Here is a 16,042-nt window from a genome sequence, read left to right on the forward strand (position 1 = left end):
CGGTGGGGCGACCCGGAAGGGACTTTCGCGGGCGGGCCGGGGTCCGCCGGCCCCGGCCCGCCCGCCCGGCCGCCGGGTCAGCGCCGGGTCGTGAGCGCGGCGATCTCGTGGGCCGACTCGAGGGTCGGCGCGCCGGCGAGCGCCTGCTGGAGGGCGCGCTCCTCGCGCAGGTGCGCGCGCCGGTCGCGGGCGCGGGTCAGGGCGGTGCGGATGCGGGTCATGGCGGTGTCCTCTCGGGTCAGCCGGCCACGGGAGCCGGCACGGGTGCGGGGGAGCGGGACGGGACGGGGCTGCGCACGGTGAGGACGCCGGCGTCGGGCTCGACCGTGGCGCCGGGCAGCAGCCGGCGGACGAGCGCGAGCGTGCGGAGGTTGTCCTCCTGCACCGTGGCGGTGAACCGCCGCACGCCGGAGCGGGCGGCGCGGTCGAGGACGTCGCGCAGCAGCTGCCGGCCCAGGCCGACGCCCTGCCATCCGTCCTCCACGACGACGGCGAACTCCGCGGTGCCGGGGTCGGCGGGGGAGCGGTCGTAGCGGGCGACGCCCACGACCTCCCCGCCGACGACGGCGACGACGGCCTCGCGCAGGTGGTGGTCGACGTGCACGAGCCGGCGCACGTCGGCCATGGGGAGGCGGTGCACCGGGGCGTGGAAGCGCCGGTACCGGGTCTCCGCGGACAGCCGCGGCCAGAGCCGGAGGAAGCGCGCGAGGTCGTCGGGCTGCACCGGCCGGGTCGTCACCGTCAGGTCCATCGCCGCCTCCTGGGTTCGCTACCTGAACTCTGCTCTCCTCTCCTCGGTTCGTCAAGCGAACTCAGGGTGACTATGCTGACGTCGTGAGCGAGCTCGCGATGGACCGCACCCGGTGCTCGGTGGCCGGCACCCTCGCCGTCGTGGGGGAGAAGTGGAGCCTCCTGGTGCTCCGCGAGGCCTTCCTCGGGGTCCGCCGCTTCGCCGACCTCCAGCGGAACCTCGGGGCGCCGCGCGCGGTCCTCACCGACCGGCTGGCGCGCCTGGTCGAGGAGGGCGTCCTCCGGCGGGTGCCGTACCAGGCCGAGGGCGAGCGGCAGCGGCACGAGTACCGGCTGACGCGCAAGGGCGTCGACCTCTACCCGGCCCTGGTGGCGCTGATGGAGTGGGGGGACCGGTACCTGGCCACCGACGGCGGCGGGCCGATGGAGCTGCGGCACCGGGACTGCGGGGCGCCGGTGCACCTGACGCTCACCTGCGAGGAGGGGCACACCCTGGCGACCGCGCGCGACGTGCACCCGGTGCCGCGCGGCTGATCCGCGCCCCCGGCGGTGGCCGGCAGGGCGGTGGTGGGCAGGGGCGGTGGCCGGTCAGCGGGCCAGGAAGTGCACCCCGAGCCAGGCCCAGGCCAGCAGGACCGTGGCCCGCCCCGGAGCGGTCCGCATGGCGGCCTGCAGCGCGCGGCCGGCGGTCACCGGGTGCCCTCGGCGGCGCGCGGTGGTCTCGAGGACCGCGCCGGTGACCAGCAGCATGACCACGGCGGCCGCGGACAGCAGCGTGCCGGTCACGGCCGTCGTGGGCCGGGCCGGGCGAGCAGCCAGGCGCCGGCCGCGACCCAGCCCACCGTCGCGGCCGCCCGTACCGGCGGGTGCGCCAGCAGGGGATCGGCGAGGTCGCTCACCGTCGGCAGGTCGTCGGCGGCCAGCGTGACGACCTCCCAGACGAGGCCCGCGGCCAGCCAGCCGAGCCACGGCAGACCCCGGCGGCCCACCGGCGGGGCGGCCGCGCCGGTGCGCCGAGCCAGCCCGGTGCCGGCGACGGCGAGGCCGACGCCGGAGAGCACCAGCAGCGCGCCGGTGGACAGCTCGCCGGACCCGACGACGGCGACGACGCAGACGACGGCGACCGCGGCCCACGTGAGGCGGCGTGCGGAGCGGGAAGACACCACGGGTGCATGCTCGTCCACCCGGTCGGCGCCGGGTGCTGGCCCTGGCGGTTCCGCTGGTCCTGGTCCTGTGCCTGTGGAACAACGTCGTCGTGACCCGGCTGCCGGGGTCCCCCGTCGCCGCGAACCTCACGGCGACGGCGGCGCTCCTGGCAGCCGCCCGGGCCGGCGGCCTGTCGTGGGCGGAGCTGGGGCTGTCCCGCTCCCGGCTCGGCGCCGGGGCGCGGTGGGGTGGGGCCTGCGCCGCCGTGGTGGCCACCGGCTACGTCCTGGCGGTGACCGTCCCGGCGCTGCGCCCGCTGCTGGCCGACGCCCGGGTGGCCGACCTCGACGCCGCGGCCGTGGCCGCCCGGGTGCTCGTCCACGTCCCCCTGGGCACGGTGCTGTGGGAGGAGGTCGCCTTCCGCGGGGTGCTGTGGGCCGCCCTGACCCGGCTCGTGCCCACCCGCGCGGCGGCGGCGACGTCGGCCGCCCTCTTCGGGGTCTGGCACGTCCGTCCGACCCTGGGCGCGGTCACGGCCAACGACCTCGCGGGCGGCCCGGCCGGGCAGGCGCTGGCCGTGGCGCTGGGGTGCCTGTCCACCGGCGCGGCCGGGCTGCTCTTCGTCTGGTTGCGGCTGCGCAGCGGGAGCCTGCTGGCGCCGGTGCTGCTGCACCTGGCCACGAACTCCCTCGGCACCCTGGCCGCCGCCCTCGCGCACCGCCTCGGCTGACCGTCCGGTCCGCGCTTGACCTCGAGTGCGCTGGAGGCCGGAGGGTCGTCGGCAGCACCGTCGGGCCGTCCCGCCGGGAAAGTCGGTCGCGTCCGATGACTTCCTGGCGGACAGTCCGTCAGAGCTCCCGGAGATGCCCGAGCAGCGCACGTGGTGAGGAAACCGATGACCGTCCACACACCCCTCGCGATCGAGGCGAGCGGGCTCGGCAAGTCGTTCGGCGAGAAGCGCGCCGTCGACGGCGTCGACCTCGCCGTCCCGGCCGGCTCGATCTACGGGGTCCTGGGCCCCAACGGCGCCGGGAAGACCACCACCATCCGCATGCTGGCCACGCTGATCCGGCCCGACGCCGGCAGCGCCCGGGTGCTCGGGCACGACATCGTCACCGAGGCCGACGCGGTGCGGGAGCTGGTCAGCCTCACCGGCCAGCTGGCGTCGGTCGACGAGGAGCTGACCGGCCGGGAGAACCTCGTGCTGCTCGGCCGGCTGCTGGGCTACTCGCGGGCCGACGCCCGCTCCCGCGCCGACGAGCTGCTCGAGGCCTTCGACATCAGCGAGGCGGCCGGCCGGCTGGTCAAGCACTACTCGGGCGGCATGCGGCGGCGGCTCGACATCGCGGCGAGCATCGTCGTCACCCCGCGGCTGATGTTCCTCGACGAGCCCACCACCGGGCTGGACCCGCGCTCGCGCAACCAGGTCTGGGAGATCGTCCGGGCGCTCGTGGGCGAGGGGACGACGATCCTGCTCTGCACCCAGTACCTGGAGGAGGCCGACCAGCTCGCCGACGGGATCGCGGTCATCGACCGGGGCCGGGTGATCGCCGAGGGCACCCCCGGGCACCTCAAGGCCTCGGTCGGCACCGGCTCGCTGCACGTGCGACTGCTCGACCCGGCCCGGCGCGCCGAGGCGGCCGAGCTGCTCGAGCGCGCGGTGGGGCCGGTCGTGCTGGAGCCGGAGCCGGCGGCGCTGTCGGCCACCGGGGCCGACGCCGAGCGGGCGGCGATCGCCGTGGCCGAGCTCGCCCGGGCCGGCGTCCCGCTCGCGCACTTCTCCCTGCAGCAACCCAGCCTCGACGAGGTCTTCCTCGCGCTCACCGGCCACGCCGCCGAGGAGCAGTCCGAGCAGACCGCCCCGTCCGCCGACGTCCTCCAGGAGCGCCTGTCATGACCGCGACCACCCGCGCGCCGGGCGCCGCCGACACCGCGGCGGTCCGCCGGGCCATCTCCTCCCGCCCCCGGCCGCCGCGGCCGGGCCCGCTGTCGACCAGCCTGGCCTTCGGCTGGCGCGGCATGCTCAAGGTCAAGCACGTGCCCGAACAGCTGCTGGACGTGACCGTCACCCCGGTCATGTTCCTGCTGATGTTCACCTACCTGTTCGGCGGCGCCATCGCGGGCTCGACCAGCGCCTACCTGGACTACACGCTGCCGGGCCTGCTGGTGATGTCGGTGCTGTTCACGACCGTCTACTCCGGCGTCTCGCTCAACACCGACCTGACCAAGGGCGTGGTCGACCGCTTCCGGTCGCTGCCCATCTGGCGGCCGGCGCCGCTGCTGGGCTCGCTGCTCGGCGACAGCGTCCGGTACGTCATCGCCGGCACGGTGATCATCGTGGTCGGCGTCGCGCTGGGGTTCCGGCCCGAGGGCGGGTTCGTCGGCGCGGTGGCGGCGCTCGCGCTCGTCGTCGTCTTCTCGTTCGGGCTGTCGTGGGTGTTCTCGGTGCTCGGGCTGCTGCTGCGCTCGCCGAACGCGGTCATGAACGCCGGCTTCATGGGCATCTTCCCGCTGACGTTCCTCTCCAACGTCTTCGTCGACCCGGCCACGCTGCCCGGCCCGCTCGAGGCGTTCGTCGACGTCAACCCGATCTCGATCCTGTCGACCGCGTCGCGGTCGCTGATGGCGGGGGAGCCCGACGGCGGGGCGGTCCTCGTCTCGCTCGCGGTGGCGGCGGCCCTCGCCGCGGTGTTCCTGCCGATCACGACGCGCCTCTACCGCAGCCGCTGAACCCGCGCGTCCCGGGGGCGGCCCCGGGGGGGGGCGGGGGGCGGCGGGGGGGGGGGGGGTGGGGTGACGGTGGGGGGCGTCGCGGGGGGGCGCGCCGCCCCACCGAAACGACCACCCCCCCCCCCCCCCCCCCCCCCCCCCCCCCCCCCCCCCCCCCCCCCCCCCCCCCCCCCCCCCCCCCCCCCCGGGGCCCTACGGTGCGTCGGCATGGTGCACCGATCGGCGCTGGTGGCGGTCGCGTCGGCCCAGCTGGCGGCCCAGGCGGCCGGCCACGTGGTCGCCCTGCGGCGGCAGCGCTGCTTCGACGTCCCGTTCATGAGGGGGCGTCCCGAGCACATCGTCCGGGACTGGCTGTGGTTCGGCACCGCCTACAGCGGGCCGCCGTACCTGCTCGCGGCGCAGGTCTGGGCCATCGCCCGGCTGCTGCGCGGCCCGGACGACGGGGCGCGGTGGGTGCTGCAGCGGCTGGGCGCCGGGCTGACCGTCGGCTACCTCAGCGAGCGGTGGAACCGGGTGCGGGTGCGCCCGGGCGGCCTCGACCCGGTGGAGACGCCGGTCGTCGTGACGGGGTGGGCCGGCGCCGCCGCGCTGGCCGTGCTCGCCCGGCGCTGACCTCGCACCGGCCTCGCACCGGCCCCGCGCCGGCACCGCACCGGCCCGGCGCGGCCGGGTCAGGCGGGCTCGGGCACGCCGCCGGGGTCGCCGCCGGGGTCCTCCGGCGTGGCCTCGATGGGCGGCGGCGGGAGCGGCTCCGGCGCGTCGGGCAGCAGCTCGCCGGGGTCGTCGGGGACCGGCTCGGTCGGGTCGATCTCCCGGTCGGGCTCGGGGAGTGGGGACACCATCGCCCCAGTCAACCAGCGCCGACGCCGTTCCGCGGCCGGACCGGGCCTCAGACCGAGCCGCGCTCGACGACGTGGACCGCCTCGGGCGGCGGGGGCAGGTCCCGGCCGGCGAGCAGGCCGGTGACCACCGCGGCGACGTGGCGGGCCGTGGCCTGCGCGTCGACGGCGACCATGGTCAGCGGCGGGTCGGCCAGCGCGGCGGCGGGGGAGTCGCCCACCCCGACGACGGCGAGGTCCCGCGGCGCGGACAGCCCGGCGGCGCGCAGCCCGGCGAGGACCGCCAGCGCGGCGACGTCGTCGTGCGCGCACACCCCGGTGACCGCGGGCTCCGCCGCCCGCCAGGCGTGCACCGCCTCGGTGGCCGGCCGGGCGCCGTCCCCGACCGGCGGCGGGGCGACGGCGACGGGCTCGGGGAGCCCGTGCCCGGTGCACGCCCGGCGCAGCGCCTCCAGCCGGCGGCGGCCGGCGTCGGCCAGGCGGTCGTCGAGCGGCGGCGCGTAGCCCAGCCGCCGGTGGCCGGCCCGGACCAGCCGGCCGACCTGCGCCGCGGCGATCGCGTCCTCCCGCGCGCCCCACAGCCACCGCGCCACGGGGTCGGCGGCGTCGTCCAGCGAGACGACCGCGCCGACGCCGTTGGCGCGCATCGCCGCCACGTCGTCCTCGGCCACCTCCCAGGCCAGGACGGCGACCGGGGTCACCGCGGTCCAGGCGTCGCCGTCGGGGCGCCGCGCCCACGGGTGCACCAGCATCGTCAGCCCGGCCCCGGCGAACTCCGCGGACAGGTGCTCGACGAACGCCCCGATCGCGGCGGTGACCGGCTGCTGCGGGGCGCCGTAGAGCAGCACGACGTCGCTGCGCCCGCGACTGAGCGTGCGGGCCTCGGCCGAGGGCGCGTAGCGCAGCCGGGCCGCGGCCTCGCGGACCCGGCGACGGGTGGCCTCGGGGATCGTCTGCCCCGGCGTGCCGTTGAGCACGAAGCTCACCGTCGACCGGGAGACGCCGGCCTCGCGGGCGACGTCGGCGCTGGTCGCGCGCCGGGCGTGGAGGGGCGCGGTCTCCCGCGACACGACACCTCCTCCGGACATTGCGACCCGTGTCACACAGGCCTTACGGTACCGCCCGGTCGCTGACGCGCGTTAGTGGCCGCCACCACAGTCCGCCGTCCCGGCCCCCGGGCATCGGGGCGCCGGACGTCCCCGCGAGCACCCGGTTCCCCCGGGGAAGGGACGACGATGACCTCCACGACAGTGCCGTCGCGACGCGAGGGCGAGCCGGCACCGGCCTCCCGGGGGCGGGGCGGGATCTGGGACCGGCAGCTGCCGCACTACCCGGAGAACGGGCCGCGGTCGCTGTACCTGGGCATCACCGTGCTGGCCACGGTGATCCTGTACTACGAGCTCTACGTCGGGGGCTCGGTCGCCACCCAGATCATCCGGGACCTGGACTTCTCCTTCACCCTCTACGTCTTCGTCTCGGTCATCGGCAACCTGGTCGGCGCGTTCGCGTCCCTGTTCGCCGGGCTGGCCGACCGCTGGGGCCGGGCGAACCTGGTCGTCTACGGGCTGCTGGCCACGGGGCTGATCACGCTGGTCGGGCTGCCGCACTCGCAGAACAAGACGCTGTTCACCGTCCTGTTCGCGCTGCTGAGCTTCGTCGAGGGCGTGGTGCTGGTGGCCACCCCGGCGCTGATCCGCGACTTCTCCCCGCAGGTGGGCCGCGGCGTGGCGATGGGCTTCTGGACGCTGGGCCCGGTGCTGGGCAGCCTGGTGGTCACCCTGGTCTCCAGCAACACCCTCGACGACCACCCCGACTGGCGGTTCCAGTTCTACGTGTGCGGCATCGCCGGGCTGGTGGTGTTCGTGATCGCGTTCTTCGGGCTGCGCGAGCTGTCCCCGGCGCTGCGCGACCAGCTGATGGTGAGCATGCGCGACCGCGCGCTGGTCGAGGCCCGCGCCGCGGGCATCGACCCGGAGGAGGCGCTCAAGGGCCACTGGCGGCAGATGCTGCGCTTCGACGTGATCGGCTCGGCGTTCGCGATCAGCGTCTTCCTGCTCCTGTACTACATCCTCGTCGGCTTCACCGTCGTCTACTTCGCCACCGTCTTCGGCTACTCCGAGGCGCGGGCCAACGCGCTGGCCAACTGGTACTGGATCACCAACGCGATCGCGCTGGTCGTCACGGGTGTGCTCAGCGACCGGTTCCGGGTGCGCAAGCCGTTCATGATCGTCGGCACGCTGATCAGCCTGGTCGGCGGCGTGCTGTTCGCGCTGGCCGCCACCGACCCCGACACCAGCTACTACACCTTCGCCTTCTACTTCATCCTGTCCGCCGGCGGTGGCGGGATGGCCTACGTGGCGTGGATGGCGAGCTTCACCGAGACCGTGGAGCGGCACAACCCCGCCGCCACCGCGACCGGCCTGGCGATCTGGGGCTGGATCCTGCGGCTGGTGGTCACCGTCTCCCTGGCGGTGTTCACCCTCGTGGTGCCGGCCACCTCGGTGCTGGTCGACGACGCCGAGCCCATCCAGGAGATGCAGGCCGAGCACCCCGAGGAGTTCGCCGTCATCACCGGCATCGACCAGGAGCTGGTCGCCCGGGTCGAGGAGGACCCGGCCGACGCCGAGGCGCTCGGGCGGCTGCTCGGCCAGGTGGCCGCCATCCGGGGCGCGGACGCCGACACGGTGCAGGGCATCGAAGCCGTGTCCGAGGAGGTCGTGACCGCCCAGGCCATCGAGCCCGACACCCTCGCCGCGCTGCAGGCCGACCCGGGCGACGGAGCGGCCATCGGTGCGGCGCTCTCCCAGATCCAGGAAGGGCTGGGCGTCGACGCCGACACCGCGCTGCAGCGGCTGGTCGCCGTGGGCGAGGCCGACCCGGCGGCCCTGCAGGCCGCCGCCGAGTACGGCGCCCAGCTGCAGGCCGCCCCGGCGGTCTTCTCCGAGGAGCAGCTGGAGTACCTGGCCGCCAACGGACCCGAGGTCGCCGAGGCCGCCGAGGACAACCCCGGGCAGTGGCAGACCTGGTGGTGGGTCTGCATCGCCGGCCAGGTGCTCTTCCTGCCGTTCGTCTTCGTGATGGCCGGCCGGTGGAGCCCCCGCAGGGCCCGCGAGGACGAGCGCGCCCACGAGGAGGCCGTCGAGCGCGAGCTCGCCGCCCTCGGCAAGCAGGGCTGAGGGCGCCGGGCCCGGGCCGCTCCGGCCCGGGCCCGGCGGCGGTCAGCCGCGGCGGCGGGTGGCGACGACGGCGACCAGCAGGACCGCCGCCAGGCAGCCCACCTGCAGGACGGGGGCGGTCATCGGTGCCACCTCGAGCAGGGCGGCGCCGGCGGCCGCGCCGGCCACCAGCCCGCCGAGGATCTCCAGGCTGCCGCGGACCTCGCGGACGCCCCTGCCGGACGCCAGTCTCATGACGACGGTGGTGAGCGTGCCGGTCAGGTAGGTGGTCGACAGCCCGTTGACGCCGAAGCGCTGGACGGTGCTGCTCTGGATGCCCAGGGCGCAGGACATGGTGAACAGCAGCACCTGGGTGAGCACCGGCCCGGGCTCACCGCCGCTGACCCACCACCCGACGGCGTAGCCGGCCAGCAGGACCAGCTCGACGGCCAGCCCGAGCGTGACCGGGCGGGGCCAGACCGAGTCCCCCGGACGCGCCGCCCCGGCCAGCCGCACCCCGGCCCACGCGCCGATGCAGAAGGCGACGATGGCGCCGCCCGAGGCGATCGCCAGCGCGCCGTCGGCCGTGCTGGCCGAGACCCCGAGGATGACCAGGTTGCCGGTCATCACGCTCGTGAAGGCGCCGCCCAGGGCCAGCAGGCCGATGGCGTCGGTGGCGCCGCTGACCACGGCGAGGACGACGACGAGTCCTTGGCGCAGCCACGTCGTCATGCGCCTCGAGGGGCGGGTGCCGGCCTCGGCGGAGGGCGGGGACGGAGCGGCGGTGGCGGCGTGGGACACGGGGAGCAGTCTCCCGGCGCCGGCTCCCGGAGTCTTGGTCGAAGTGCCCACGCGTGGGGCGCAACCATGTGCACCTTGACCGTGAGCCCAGGCACGTCCGGCCGTCATGCTTGGTCCTGCAAGCCACCGACCGGAGCCGTTCGAGAGAAGGCGATCCCATGACCCAGACGCTCGCTCCCACCACCGAGCTGCTCGGCCCCGAGGAGTTCCGCGCCGCGATGCTCGACGCGATCAAGGGCCGCGAGGCCAAGAACGCGTCCTTCAGCAAGGCCTGGGCCGAGGGCAAGCTGCAGCGCCACCACTTCGCCCGCTGGGCCGAGAACCACTACCAGTACGTGGGCCCCTTCGCCGACTACCTCGGCATCGTCTACGCCAACACCCCCGACACCTGCACCGAGGCGAAGGACTTCCTCCTGCAGAACATGTACGAGGAGGAGCTGGCCGACATCCGCCACACGGACCTGCTCATCCGCTTCGGCGAGGCCTGCGGCACCACCAAGGAGCGGATCGAGGACCCGAACAACGCCAACGCCGTGACCCGCGGTCTGCAGGCCTGGTGCTACGCCACCGCCTACCGCGAGCACTTCGTCGTGGCCACCGCCGCCCTGGTCGTGGGCCTGGAGTCGCAGGTGCCCGACATCTACAAGAAGCAGATCGTCCCGCTGCGCGAGACCTACGGGTTCACCGAGGACGAGATCGAGTTCTTCGACCTGCACATCACCTCGGACGTGGTGCACGGCGAGCGCGGTTTCCAGATCGTGCTCGAGCACGCCAACACCGTCGAGCTCCAGCAGCGCTGCCTGCAGTTCATCCGCTGGGGCGCGGAGATGCGGTTCAGCTACACGAAGTCGCTCTACGACTCCTACGTGGCCCCCGACCTCGAGGCCGCCTCGGCCTGACCCCACCGATCGGCCACGAGCGGGGTGCCGGGGACGCCCGTCCCCGGCACCCCGCTCGGCCGTCTCGGCGCCCTCCCCGTCACCGCCCCAGAACCGCCGCCGCCCCAGGACCACGGAGGAACCCATGAGCGAGTGGGTGCACGTCGCCGAGCTCAAGGAGCTCACCCGGCGCAAGAAGAAGCAGGTGACCGTCGCCGGCACGCCCGTGGCGCTGTTCCTCATCGAGGACGAGGTGTTCGCGCTCGACGACGTGTGCGTGCACAAGGAGCGCTTCCTCTCCAAGGGAACGGTCCTCGACGGGCAGGTGATCTGCCCCGGGCACCAGTGGAAGTTCGACCCGCGCACCGGCCGGCCCGAGGACCAGCCCGGCTGCCAGGCGACCTGGCCGGTGATGGTCACCGAGGAGGGCGCGGTGCTCGTCGGGACGGCGCCGGCCACGGCCCGGGAGAGCAGCGGCCTCGAGGACGTCCCGGCGGTGACCCCGTGAGCGCGGAGCAGACCCTCGTCGTCGTCGGGGCGGGGCACGTCGCCGCCGCGCTCGTGCGGTCCGGCCGCCGCCGGGGCTTCGCCGGCCCGGTCGTCGTCGTCGGCGACGAGCCGACCGGCCCCTACCAACGGCCGATGCTGTCCAAGGAGCGCCTGGCCGGGGACGGCGAGGCCGGGCTCTGGCTGCTCGACCCCGAGTGGTGCGCGGCCAACGACGTCACCCTCCGCACCGGGTCCCCGGTCGAGCGGGTGGACGCCGGCAGCGCCTCGGTGGTGCTGGAGGACGGCGGCAGCATCCCGGCCGACCTGGTCGTGCTCGCCACCGGCGGCCGGCCCCGCCGGCTGCCCGGCGTCGAGGGCGACCGGGTGCACACCATCCGCACCCTCGCCGACAGCGACCGGCTCCGGGAGCGGCTGGTCCCCGGTCGCCGCATCGGGGTGCTGGGCGGCGGGTTCCTGGGCACCGAGGTCGCGGCCGCGGCGGCCGGCCGGGGTGCGGAGGCCGTCGTGTTCGACCGCGACCCGCTCATCCTGGCCCGCGGCCTGGGCGCCGACATCGGCACCGCCGTGCAGGCCCTGCACGCCTCCCGGGGCGTGCAGTTCCGGCTCGGCCGGCCGATCGAGTCGATCGACGTGGGTGCCGAAGGGGTCACCCTGACCACCGCGGCCGGCACCGAGACCGTCGACGAGCTGGTGGTCTGCATCGGCATCGAGCCGAACACCGAGGTCGCCGTTCGCTCCGGGCTCGTCGTCGGCAACGGCGTCGAGGTCGACGCCGGGTGCCGCACCTCGGTCCCCACGGTCTTCGCCGCCGGCGACGTCGCCGCCCACGACCACCCGCGCTACGGCCGGGTGCGGGTGGAGCACGTCGACGTCGCCCAGCAGCAGGCCGCCGCGATCGGGAGGACGATCGCCGGGAAGCCGGCGACCTTCGCCGATCCGCACTGGTTCTGGACCGACCAGTACCACGTCAACATCCAGGGGCTCGGCCTCGGCGGCGTCCGCCCGACCGACGAGCTGGTCAGCCGGGGCGACCTGTCCGCGCTCGACGGCACGGTGTTCTGGCTGCGCGACGGCGTGGTGGTCGCGGCCGCCTCGGTCGAGCGCGGCGAGGACGTCGCCGTGGCGCGCGAGCTGATCGACCTGGAGATCCCGGTGCGGGCCGAGCAGCTCGCCGACGAGGGGGTCGAGCTCGACGAGCTGCTCGACGCCGAGGAGGTCAACGCCTGATGGGCACCACCACGACGGCCACCGTGCGGAACCTGGTCGACGGCCAGTGGGTCGACTCGCTCACCGGCCGCACGCAGGAGCGGCGCAACCCCGCCGACGAGCGCGACCTGGTCAGCGTCTTCCCCGAGTCCGACGCCAAGGACGCCGAGGCGGCGATCGCCGGCGTCCGGGCCGGCTGGCAGGAGTGGGCGGCGAAGAGCCCCGAGCAGCGGGGCACGGTGCTCGAACGGGCCGCCGCCGTGCTGGAGGGACAGCGGGCCACGCTGGTCGAGGAGCTCGTCCGGGAGGAGGGCAAGACCCGCGCCGAGGCCACCATGGAGGTCTCGCGGACCCCGATGAACCTGCGCTTCTACGCCGGTGAGGCCCTGCGCCTGACCGGGCAGACCATCCCCAGCAGCGACGGCAGCCTGCTGTTCACCCACCGCGCGCCGGTCGGGGTGGTCGCCGCCATCACCCCCTGGAACTTCCCGCTCAACATCCCCTCCCGCAAGCTCGGCCCGGCGCTCGCGGCCGGCAACGGGGTGGTCTTCAAGCCCAGCGAGGTCACCCCGCTGCTGGGCGTCCGCCTGGTCGAGGCGCTGCTCGAGGGTGGGGTGCCCGCCGGCGCCCTCGCCGTCCTGCACGGTGGCGCCGAGGTCTCCAGGGCGCTGGTCGCCGACGACCGGCTCGACGCGGTCACCTTCACCGGCTCGACCGCGGTGGGGGAGTCGATCCACTCGGTGGTGCGGGCCAGCCAGCGGACCCAGCTGGAGATGGGCGGCAAGAACCCGATGATCGTGCTCGAGGACGCCGACCTCGACCGCGCGGCCACGCTCGTCGCCAAGGGCGCCTTCGGCCTCGCCGGGCAGGCCTGCACCGGCACCAGCCGCCTGCTGGTGCACGCCGACGTCCACGACGCGCTGGTGGAGCGGGTCGCCGCCAGGGCGGCCGCGCTCCGGCTGGGCAACGGCCTGACCGAGGGCGTGGACGCCGGCCCGCAGGCCACCGCCCGGCAGAAGGACAACGTCGTCGGGCACGTCCGGCGGGCCCTCGACGACGGCGCCACCCTGGTCACCGGCGGCCCCGAGGCCCCCGAGGGCGAGGAGCTCGCGCACGGGCACTTCGTGCGGCCGACCGTCTTCACCGACGTCGACCCGGCCTCGGCGCTGGCGAACGAGGAGGTCTTCGGCCCGGTGCTCGCGGTGCTGCGGGTGGGCTCGCTCGACGAGGCGATCCAGCTCGCCGGCGCCACCCGCTACGGGCTGTCGGCCGGCATCGTCACCAACGACCTGGCCCGGGCGATGCGCTTCGCCCGCGAGGTGCCCGCCGGGCTGGTGAAGATCAACCAGACCACGACCGGCCAGTCGATGAACGCCCCGTTCGGCGGCCTGAAGGACAGCAGCACGCAGACCTCGAAGGAACAGGCAGGAGAGGCGATGATGACCTTCTACACGGCCGACAAGACGGTGTACCTGAGCGCATGAGCACCTCGGAGAACACCCGGCCCACCCCCGTCAGCGACGCCGAGCTGGCCGCCGCCAGCACCGAGTGCCGGTTCGTCCGCATCTGCCGCAAGGGACAGGTCCCCGAGGGCTACGTGCGGCGCTTCTACGCCGAGACCGACGCGGGGCAGCTCGAGATCGCCGTGGCCCGCCTCGACGGCAAGGCGTACGCGACGTCGAACTACTGCACGCACCTGGACTGCCTGCTCAGCTCCGGGAAGCTGCAGGACGACGGCATCCGCTGCTCCTGCCACAACAGCGTCTTCGACCTGGAGACCGGGGCGCCGATCCAGCCGCCGGCCACCGAGCCGATCCGCACCTACCCGGTGCGCGAGGAGGACGGCCAGGTGCTGGTCGGGCTCTCCGAGCGCGACGTGCTGGAGGGCGGGCCCCGCCGGCGGAAGCCACCGGCGGCCGGCTGATGGCGGCCCGCACCGGCACCTGGACGCCCGGGGAGGAGGCCGGCCGCGGGCCGACCGTCTCCACGGGCGGCATGGTCACCAGCAGCTCGCCGGCCGTCAGCCAGCTCGGCGCGGCGGTGCTGTCCGGCGGCGGCAACGCCGTGGACGCCGCCCTGGCCATGACGGCCATGGCGTGGCTGACCCTGCCGGGGCAGTGCGGCATCGGCGGGGACGCCTTCGCCGTCGTCCGCGAGCCCGACGGCCGCGTCTGGACCGTCAACGGCAGCGGCTACGGCCCCGACGGCGCCTCCGCCGAGACCTACCGCGACGAGGGGCTCACCGCGCTGCCGCTGGGCGGCGCGCGCTCGGTCGCCGTTCCCGGCGCGATGGGCGCGCTGGCCGCCCTGCACGCCGCCGGCGCGACCCGCTCGCTGGCCGAGCTGTGGGCCCCGGTCGTCGCCGCCGCGCGCGCCGGGGTGCCGTGCTCGGTGAAGAACCGCGCCGACATCGGCGAGCACGCCGGCTCGCTGGTCCGGGACGAGGCGCTGGCCCGGTGGCTGCTGCCCGGCGGGCGGGTCCCCGCGGTGGGCGACCTGCTCCCGGCGCCGGAGCTGGCCGACAGCATCGAGCTCCTGGCGGGGGACCCGCTGGCCCTCTACCGCGGCCCGCTCGCCGAGCGCGCCGTCGACCTGCTGCGCGCCGGGGGTGCGCCCTTCTCGGGGGACGAGTGGGCCGCCGCGGCCGACGTCCCGGTGCTCGAGCCGGTCGTCGGCCGCTACGGGGACCTGCTGGTGCACCAGACCCCGACGCCCACCCCCGGGTGGATGGTGCTGCAGCAGGCCGGGCTGCTCGACGGGGAGCTCACCGGGCTGCCGACCCTCGGCGCCGAGGCCGTGCACCGGATGGCGCTCGCCGCGCGGCGGGCCTTCCGGGACCGCTACGAGCGGTGCGGCTCGGACACCGACGAGTGGCGGGCGCTGCTCGACCCGGCGAACCTGGCGCAGGCCCGCCGCGAGCTGGCCGGGGAGCCGGCCGTCGCCGGTCTCGGGGTCGGCATGGCCGGGGACACCACCAGCTGCGTGGCCGTCGACGGCGACGGCCGCGCGGTGAGCGCCATCTCCTCCCTGGCCTTCACCTACGGCGCCCGGATCTCGATCCCGGGCACGCAGATCGCCCTGAACAACCGGCTGGGGCGGGGCGCGTACCTGGTCCCGGGCCACCCGAACGCGCTGGCGCCGCGGCGCAAGCCGCTGCACACGCTCAACGCCTGGGTCCTCACCGACCGGGCCGGCGGCCTGCGGCACGTCGGCAACACCCCCGGCGGCGACGGCCAGGTGCAGTGGAACACGCAGCTGATCTCCCACCTGGTCGACGGCGGGCTGGACCCCCAGGCGGCCGTCGCCGCGCCGCGGTTCACGGTGCACCCGGGCAGCGACGCCGACGCCATCGACAGCCCCGAGACCCTGCAGGTCGAGAGCCGGCTGGGCGCGGTCACGCTGGCCGAGCTCGCCGACCGCGGCCACGTCGTGCGCGACGTGGGGCCGTGGGGGGCCGGCGGCAGCGCGCTGGTGGTGTCGGCCGACGACGAGCGCGGCGTGCTCGCCGGGGGCGCCGACCCCCGCCAGGACGGGGTGGCGCTCGGTGTCTGAGCAGCGGGTGCCCGAGGAGCGGGCCGTGTCCCCGGCGACCGCCGTCCCGCCGCAGGGCGCCTACGTGCCCGCGGTGGTGCACGGCGGGATGGTCTGGACGGCGGGGATGACCCCCCGGCGCGACGGGGTGCTGCTGGTGCGCGGCACGGTCGGCCGGGAGGTCGACGTCGCCACCGCGCGCGAGGCGGCGGGGACGGCGGCGGGCAACACGCTGACCGCCGTCGAGGAGGCGCTGGGCTCCCTCGACGCCGTCGAGCGGGCCGTGAAGCTGACGGTGTTCATCGCCGCCGTCGAGGGCTTCACCGAGCACGCCGCGGTGGCCGACGGCGCCTCCGCGGTGCTCCGGGAGCGGCTCGGCGACCGCGGGGTGGTGGCCCGGGCCGCCATCGGCGTGGCCACGCTGCCCGGCGGCGCCCCGGTCGAGGTCGAGCTCCTGGCCGCCGTCCGCCCGTCCTGACCACTTCGCGCGCGAGAG

20 protein-coding genes are annotated in these 16,042 nt (G+C 75.8%); 13 read left to right on the top strand and 7 right to left on the bottom strand.

Going from position 1 to position 16,042, the window contains the following annotated elements; all coding sequences use genetic code 11:
- Positions 1-77: 77 nt before the first annotated feature.
- Positions 78-221: a hypothetical protein gene (locus ACI8AX_RS06810; protein ID WP_456549029.1), complete on the bottom strand. Its 144-nt coding sequence runs from the start codon at positions 219-221 to the stop codon at positions 78-80.
- Positions 222-238: 17 nt separating this feature from the next.
- The gene (locus ACI8AX_RS06815) at positions 239-751 is read right to left on the bottom strand and encodes an N-acetyltransferase family protein (RefSeq protein WP_456549030.1); all 513 of its coding nucleotides are present in this window, start codon (positions 749-751) and stop codon (positions 239-241) included.
- Positions 752-834: 83 nt separating this feature from the next.
- On the opposite strand from ACI8AX_RS06815, the gene ACI8AX_RS06820 reads away from it, so the two are divergent.
- Entirely contained in the window at positions 835-1,284 is a 450-nt protein-coding gene (locus ACI8AX_RS06820; protein WP_456549031.1) for a winged helix-turn-helix transcriptional regulator, read from the top strand.
- Positions 1,285-1,338: 54 nt separating this feature from the next.
- Here ACI8AX_RS06820 and ACI8AX_RS06825 read toward each other — a convergent pair whose 3' ends face one another.
- Positions 1,339-1,536 carry a DUF6186 family protein gene (locus ACI8AX_RS06825; RefSeq protein WP_456549032.1) on the bottom strand — a complete coding sequence of 66 codons (198 nt, stop codon included), beginning with the start codon at positions 1,534-1,536 and terminating at the stop codon, positions 1,339-1,341.
- Positions 1,533-1,916 (bottom strand): hypothetical protein, encoded by a 384-nt coding sequence (locus ACI8AX_RS06830; protein ID WP_456549033.1) that lies wholly within the window; start codon positions 1,914-1,916, stop codon positions 1,533-1,535. Before ACI8AX_RS06830 ends, ACI8AX_RS06825 begins: the two co-directional genes overlap by 4 nt.
- 32 nt (positions 1,917-1,948) lie before the next feature.
- On the opposite strand from ACI8AX_RS06830, the gene ACI8AX_RS06835 reads away from it, so the two are divergent.
- The 4 genes from ACI8AX_RS06835 (at position 1,949) to ACI8AX_RS06850 (ending at position 5,238) form a co-directional block, all read left to right on the top strand.
- Positions 1,949-2,626 carry a CPBP family intramembrane glutamic endopeptidase gene (locus ACI8AX_RS06835; protein WP_456549034.1) on the top strand — a complete coding sequence of 226 codons (678 nt, stop codon included), beginning with the start codon at positions 1,949-1,951 and terminating at the stop codon, positions 2,624-2,626.
- 165 nt (positions 2,627-2,791) lie between these two features.
- A complete protein-coding gene (locus ACI8AX_RS06840; RefSeq protein WP_456549035.1) occupies positions 2,792-3,793 on the top strand; it encodes an ATP-binding cassette domain-containing protein in 1,002 nt (333 codons plus the stop codon).
- Positions 3,790-4,626, top strand: a complete 837-nt coding sequence (locus tag ACI8AX_RS06845) for an ABC transporter permease (RefSeq protein WP_456549036.1) — start codon at positions 3,790-3,792, stop codon at positions 4,624-4,626. The genes ACI8AX_RS06840 and ACI8AX_RS06845 overlap by 4 nt, the downstream gene beginning before the upstream one ends.
- Positions 4,627-4,833: 207 nt before the next feature.
- Entirely contained in the window at positions 4,834-5,238 is a 405-nt protein-coding gene (locus ACI8AX_RS06850; protein WP_456549037.1) for a hypothetical protein, read from the top strand.
- Positions 5,239-5,297: 59 nt separating this feature from the next.
- Here the strand turns inward: ACI8AX_RS06850 and ACI8AX_RS06855 are convergent, their stop codons facing one another.
- The gene (locus tag ACI8AX_RS06855) at positions 5,298-5,468 is read right to left on the bottom strand and encodes a hypothetical protein (RefSeq protein WP_456549038.1); all 171 of its coding nucleotides are present in this window, start codon (positions 5,466-5,468) and stop codon (positions 5,298-5,300) included.
- A gap of 47 nt (positions 5,469-5,515) precedes the next feature.
- On the bottom strand, positions 5,516-6,535 hold the full coding sequence (locus ACI8AX_RS06860) for a substrate-binding domain-containing protein (RefSeq protein WP_456549039.1): 1,020 nt from the start codon (positions 6,533-6,535) through the stop codon (positions 5,516-5,518).
- Positions 6,536-6,700: 165 nt separating this feature from the next.
- Between ACI8AX_RS06860 and ACI8AX_RS06865 the strand changes: the two genes are divergently transcribed.
- Positions 6,701-8,641, top strand: coding sequence for an MFS transporter (locus ACI8AX_RS06865; RefSeq protein ID WP_456549040.1), 1,941 nt, complete (start codon positions 6,701-6,703; stop codon positions 8,639-8,641).
- A gap of 42 nt (positions 8,642-8,683) precedes the next feature.
- Here the strand turns inward: ACI8AX_RS06865 and ACI8AX_RS06870 are convergent, their stop codons facing one another.
- Positions 8,684-9,421, bottom strand: a complete 738-nt coding sequence (locus ACI8AX_RS06870) for a YoaK family protein (RefSeq protein WP_456549041.1) — start codon at positions 9,419-9,421, stop codon at positions 8,684-8,686.
- Positions 9,422-9,579: 158 nt separating this feature from the next.
- Between ACI8AX_RS06870 and ACI8AX_RS06875 the strand changes: the two genes are divergently transcribed.
- The 7 genes from ACI8AX_RS06875 to ACI8AX_RS06905 all read left to right on the top strand — a co-directional run bounded on the left by ACI8AX_RS06875 (position 9,580) and on the right by ACI8AX_RS06905 (position 16,024).
- Positions 9,580-10,320 carry a TenA family transcriptional regulator gene (locus tag ACI8AX_RS06875; RefSeq protein WP_456549042.1) on the top strand — a complete coding sequence of 247 codons (741 nt, stop codon included), beginning with the start codon at positions 9,580-9,582 and terminating at the stop codon, positions 10,318-10,320.
- Positions 10,321-10,444: 124 nt separating this feature from the next.
- The gene (locus ACI8AX_RS06880; protein ID WP_456549043.1) at positions 10,445-10,807 is read left to right on the top strand and encodes a Rieske (2Fe-2S) protein; all 363 of its coding nucleotides are present in this window, start codon (positions 10,445-10,447) and stop codon (positions 10,805-10,807) included.
- Complete coding sequence (locus ACI8AX_RS06885; RefSeq protein ID WP_456549044.1) at positions 10,804-12,036, top strand: NAD(P)/FAD-dependent oxidoreductase; 1,233 nt, start codon at positions 10,804-10,806, stop codon at positions 12,034-12,036. The genes ACI8AX_RS06880 and ACI8AX_RS06885 overlap by 4 nt, the downstream gene beginning before the upstream one ends.
- Positions 12,036-13,499 carry an aldehyde dehydrogenase family protein gene (locus tag ACI8AX_RS06890; RefSeq protein ID WP_456549045.1) on the top strand — a complete coding sequence of 488 codons (1,464 nt, stop codon included), beginning with the start codon at positions 12,036-12,038 and terminating at the stop codon, positions 13,497-13,499. The genes ACI8AX_RS06885 and ACI8AX_RS06890 overlap by 1 nt, the downstream gene beginning before the upstream one ends.
- A complete protein-coding gene (locus tag ACI8AX_RS06895) occupies positions 13,496-13,939 on the top strand; it encodes a Rieske (2Fe-2S) protein (RefSeq protein WP_456549046.1) in 444 nt (147 codons plus the stop codon). Before ACI8AX_RS06890 ends, ACI8AX_RS06895 begins: the two co-directional genes overlap by 4 nt.
- On the top strand, positions 13,939-15,567 hold the full coding sequence (locus ACI8AX_RS06900; RefSeq protein WP_456549047.1) for a gamma-glutamyltransferase family protein: 1,629 nt from the start codon (positions 13,939-13,941) through the stop codon (positions 15,565-15,567). Before ACI8AX_RS06895 ends, ACI8AX_RS06900 begins: the two co-directional genes overlap by 1 nt.
- A 25-nt stretch (positions 15,568-15,592) precedes the next feature.
- A complete protein-coding gene (locus tag ACI8AX_RS06905; RefSeq protein WP_456549048.1) occupies positions 15,593-16,024 on the top strand; it encodes a RidA family protein in 432 nt (143 codons plus the stop codon).
- Positions 16,025-16,042 lie beyond the last annotated feature (18 nt).

The organism is Blastococcus sp. SYSU D00813, from assembly GCF_054050735.1.

Excerpts from the sequence above, each read along its gene's own strand:
- ACI8AX_RS06810 (WP_456549029.1), bottom strand. The coding sequence starts at position 221 with ATGACCCGCATCCGCACCGCCCTGACCCGCGCCCGCGACCGGCGCGCG.
- ACI8AX_RS06815 (WP_456549030.1), bottom strand. The coding sequence starts at position 751 with ATGGACCTGACGGTGACGACCCGGCCGGTGCAGCCCGACGACCTCGCG.
- ACI8AX_RS06840 (WP_456549035.1), top strand. The coding sequence starts at position 2,792 with ATGACCGTCCACACACCCCTCGCGATCGAGGCGAGCGGGCTCGGCAAG.
- ACI8AX_RS06845 (WP_456549036.1), top strand. The coding sequence starts at position 3,790 with ATGACCGCGACCACCCGCGCGCCGGGCGCCGCCGACACCGCGGCGGTC.
- ACI8AX_RS06850 (WP_456549037.1), top strand. The coding sequence starts at position 4,834 with ATGGTGCACCGATCGGCGCTGGTGGCGGTCGCGTCGGCCCAGCTGGCG.
- ACI8AX_RS06855 (WP_456549038.1), bottom strand. The coding sequence starts at position 5,468 with ATGGTGTCCCCACTCCCCGAGCCCGACCGGGAGATCGACCCGACCGAG.
- ACI8AX_RS06865 (WP_456549040.1), top strand. The coding sequence starts at position 6,701 with ATGACCTCCACGACAGTGCCGTCGCGACGCGAGGGCGAGCCGGCACCG.
- ACI8AX_RS06875 (WP_456549042.1), top strand. The coding sequence starts at position 9,580 with ATGACCCAGACGCTCGCTCCCACCACCGAGCTGCTCGGCCCCGAGGAG.
- ACI8AX_RS06880 (WP_456549043.1), top strand. The coding sequence starts at position 10,445 with ATGAGCGAGTGGGTGCACGTCGCCGAGCTCAAGGAGCTCACCCGGCGC.
- ACI8AX_RS06890 (WP_456549045.1), top strand. The coding sequence starts at position 12,036 with ATGGGCACCACCACGACGGCCACCGTGCGGAACCTGGTCGACGGCCAG.
- ACI8AX_RS06895 (WP_456549046.1), top strand. The coding sequence starts at position 13,496 with ATGAGCACCTCGGAGAACACCCGGCCCACCCCCGTCAGCGACGCCGAG.
- ACI8AX_RS06900 (WP_456549047.1), top strand. The coding sequence starts at position 13,939 with ATGGCGGCCCGCACCGGCACCTGGACGCCCGGGGAGGAGGCCGGCCGC.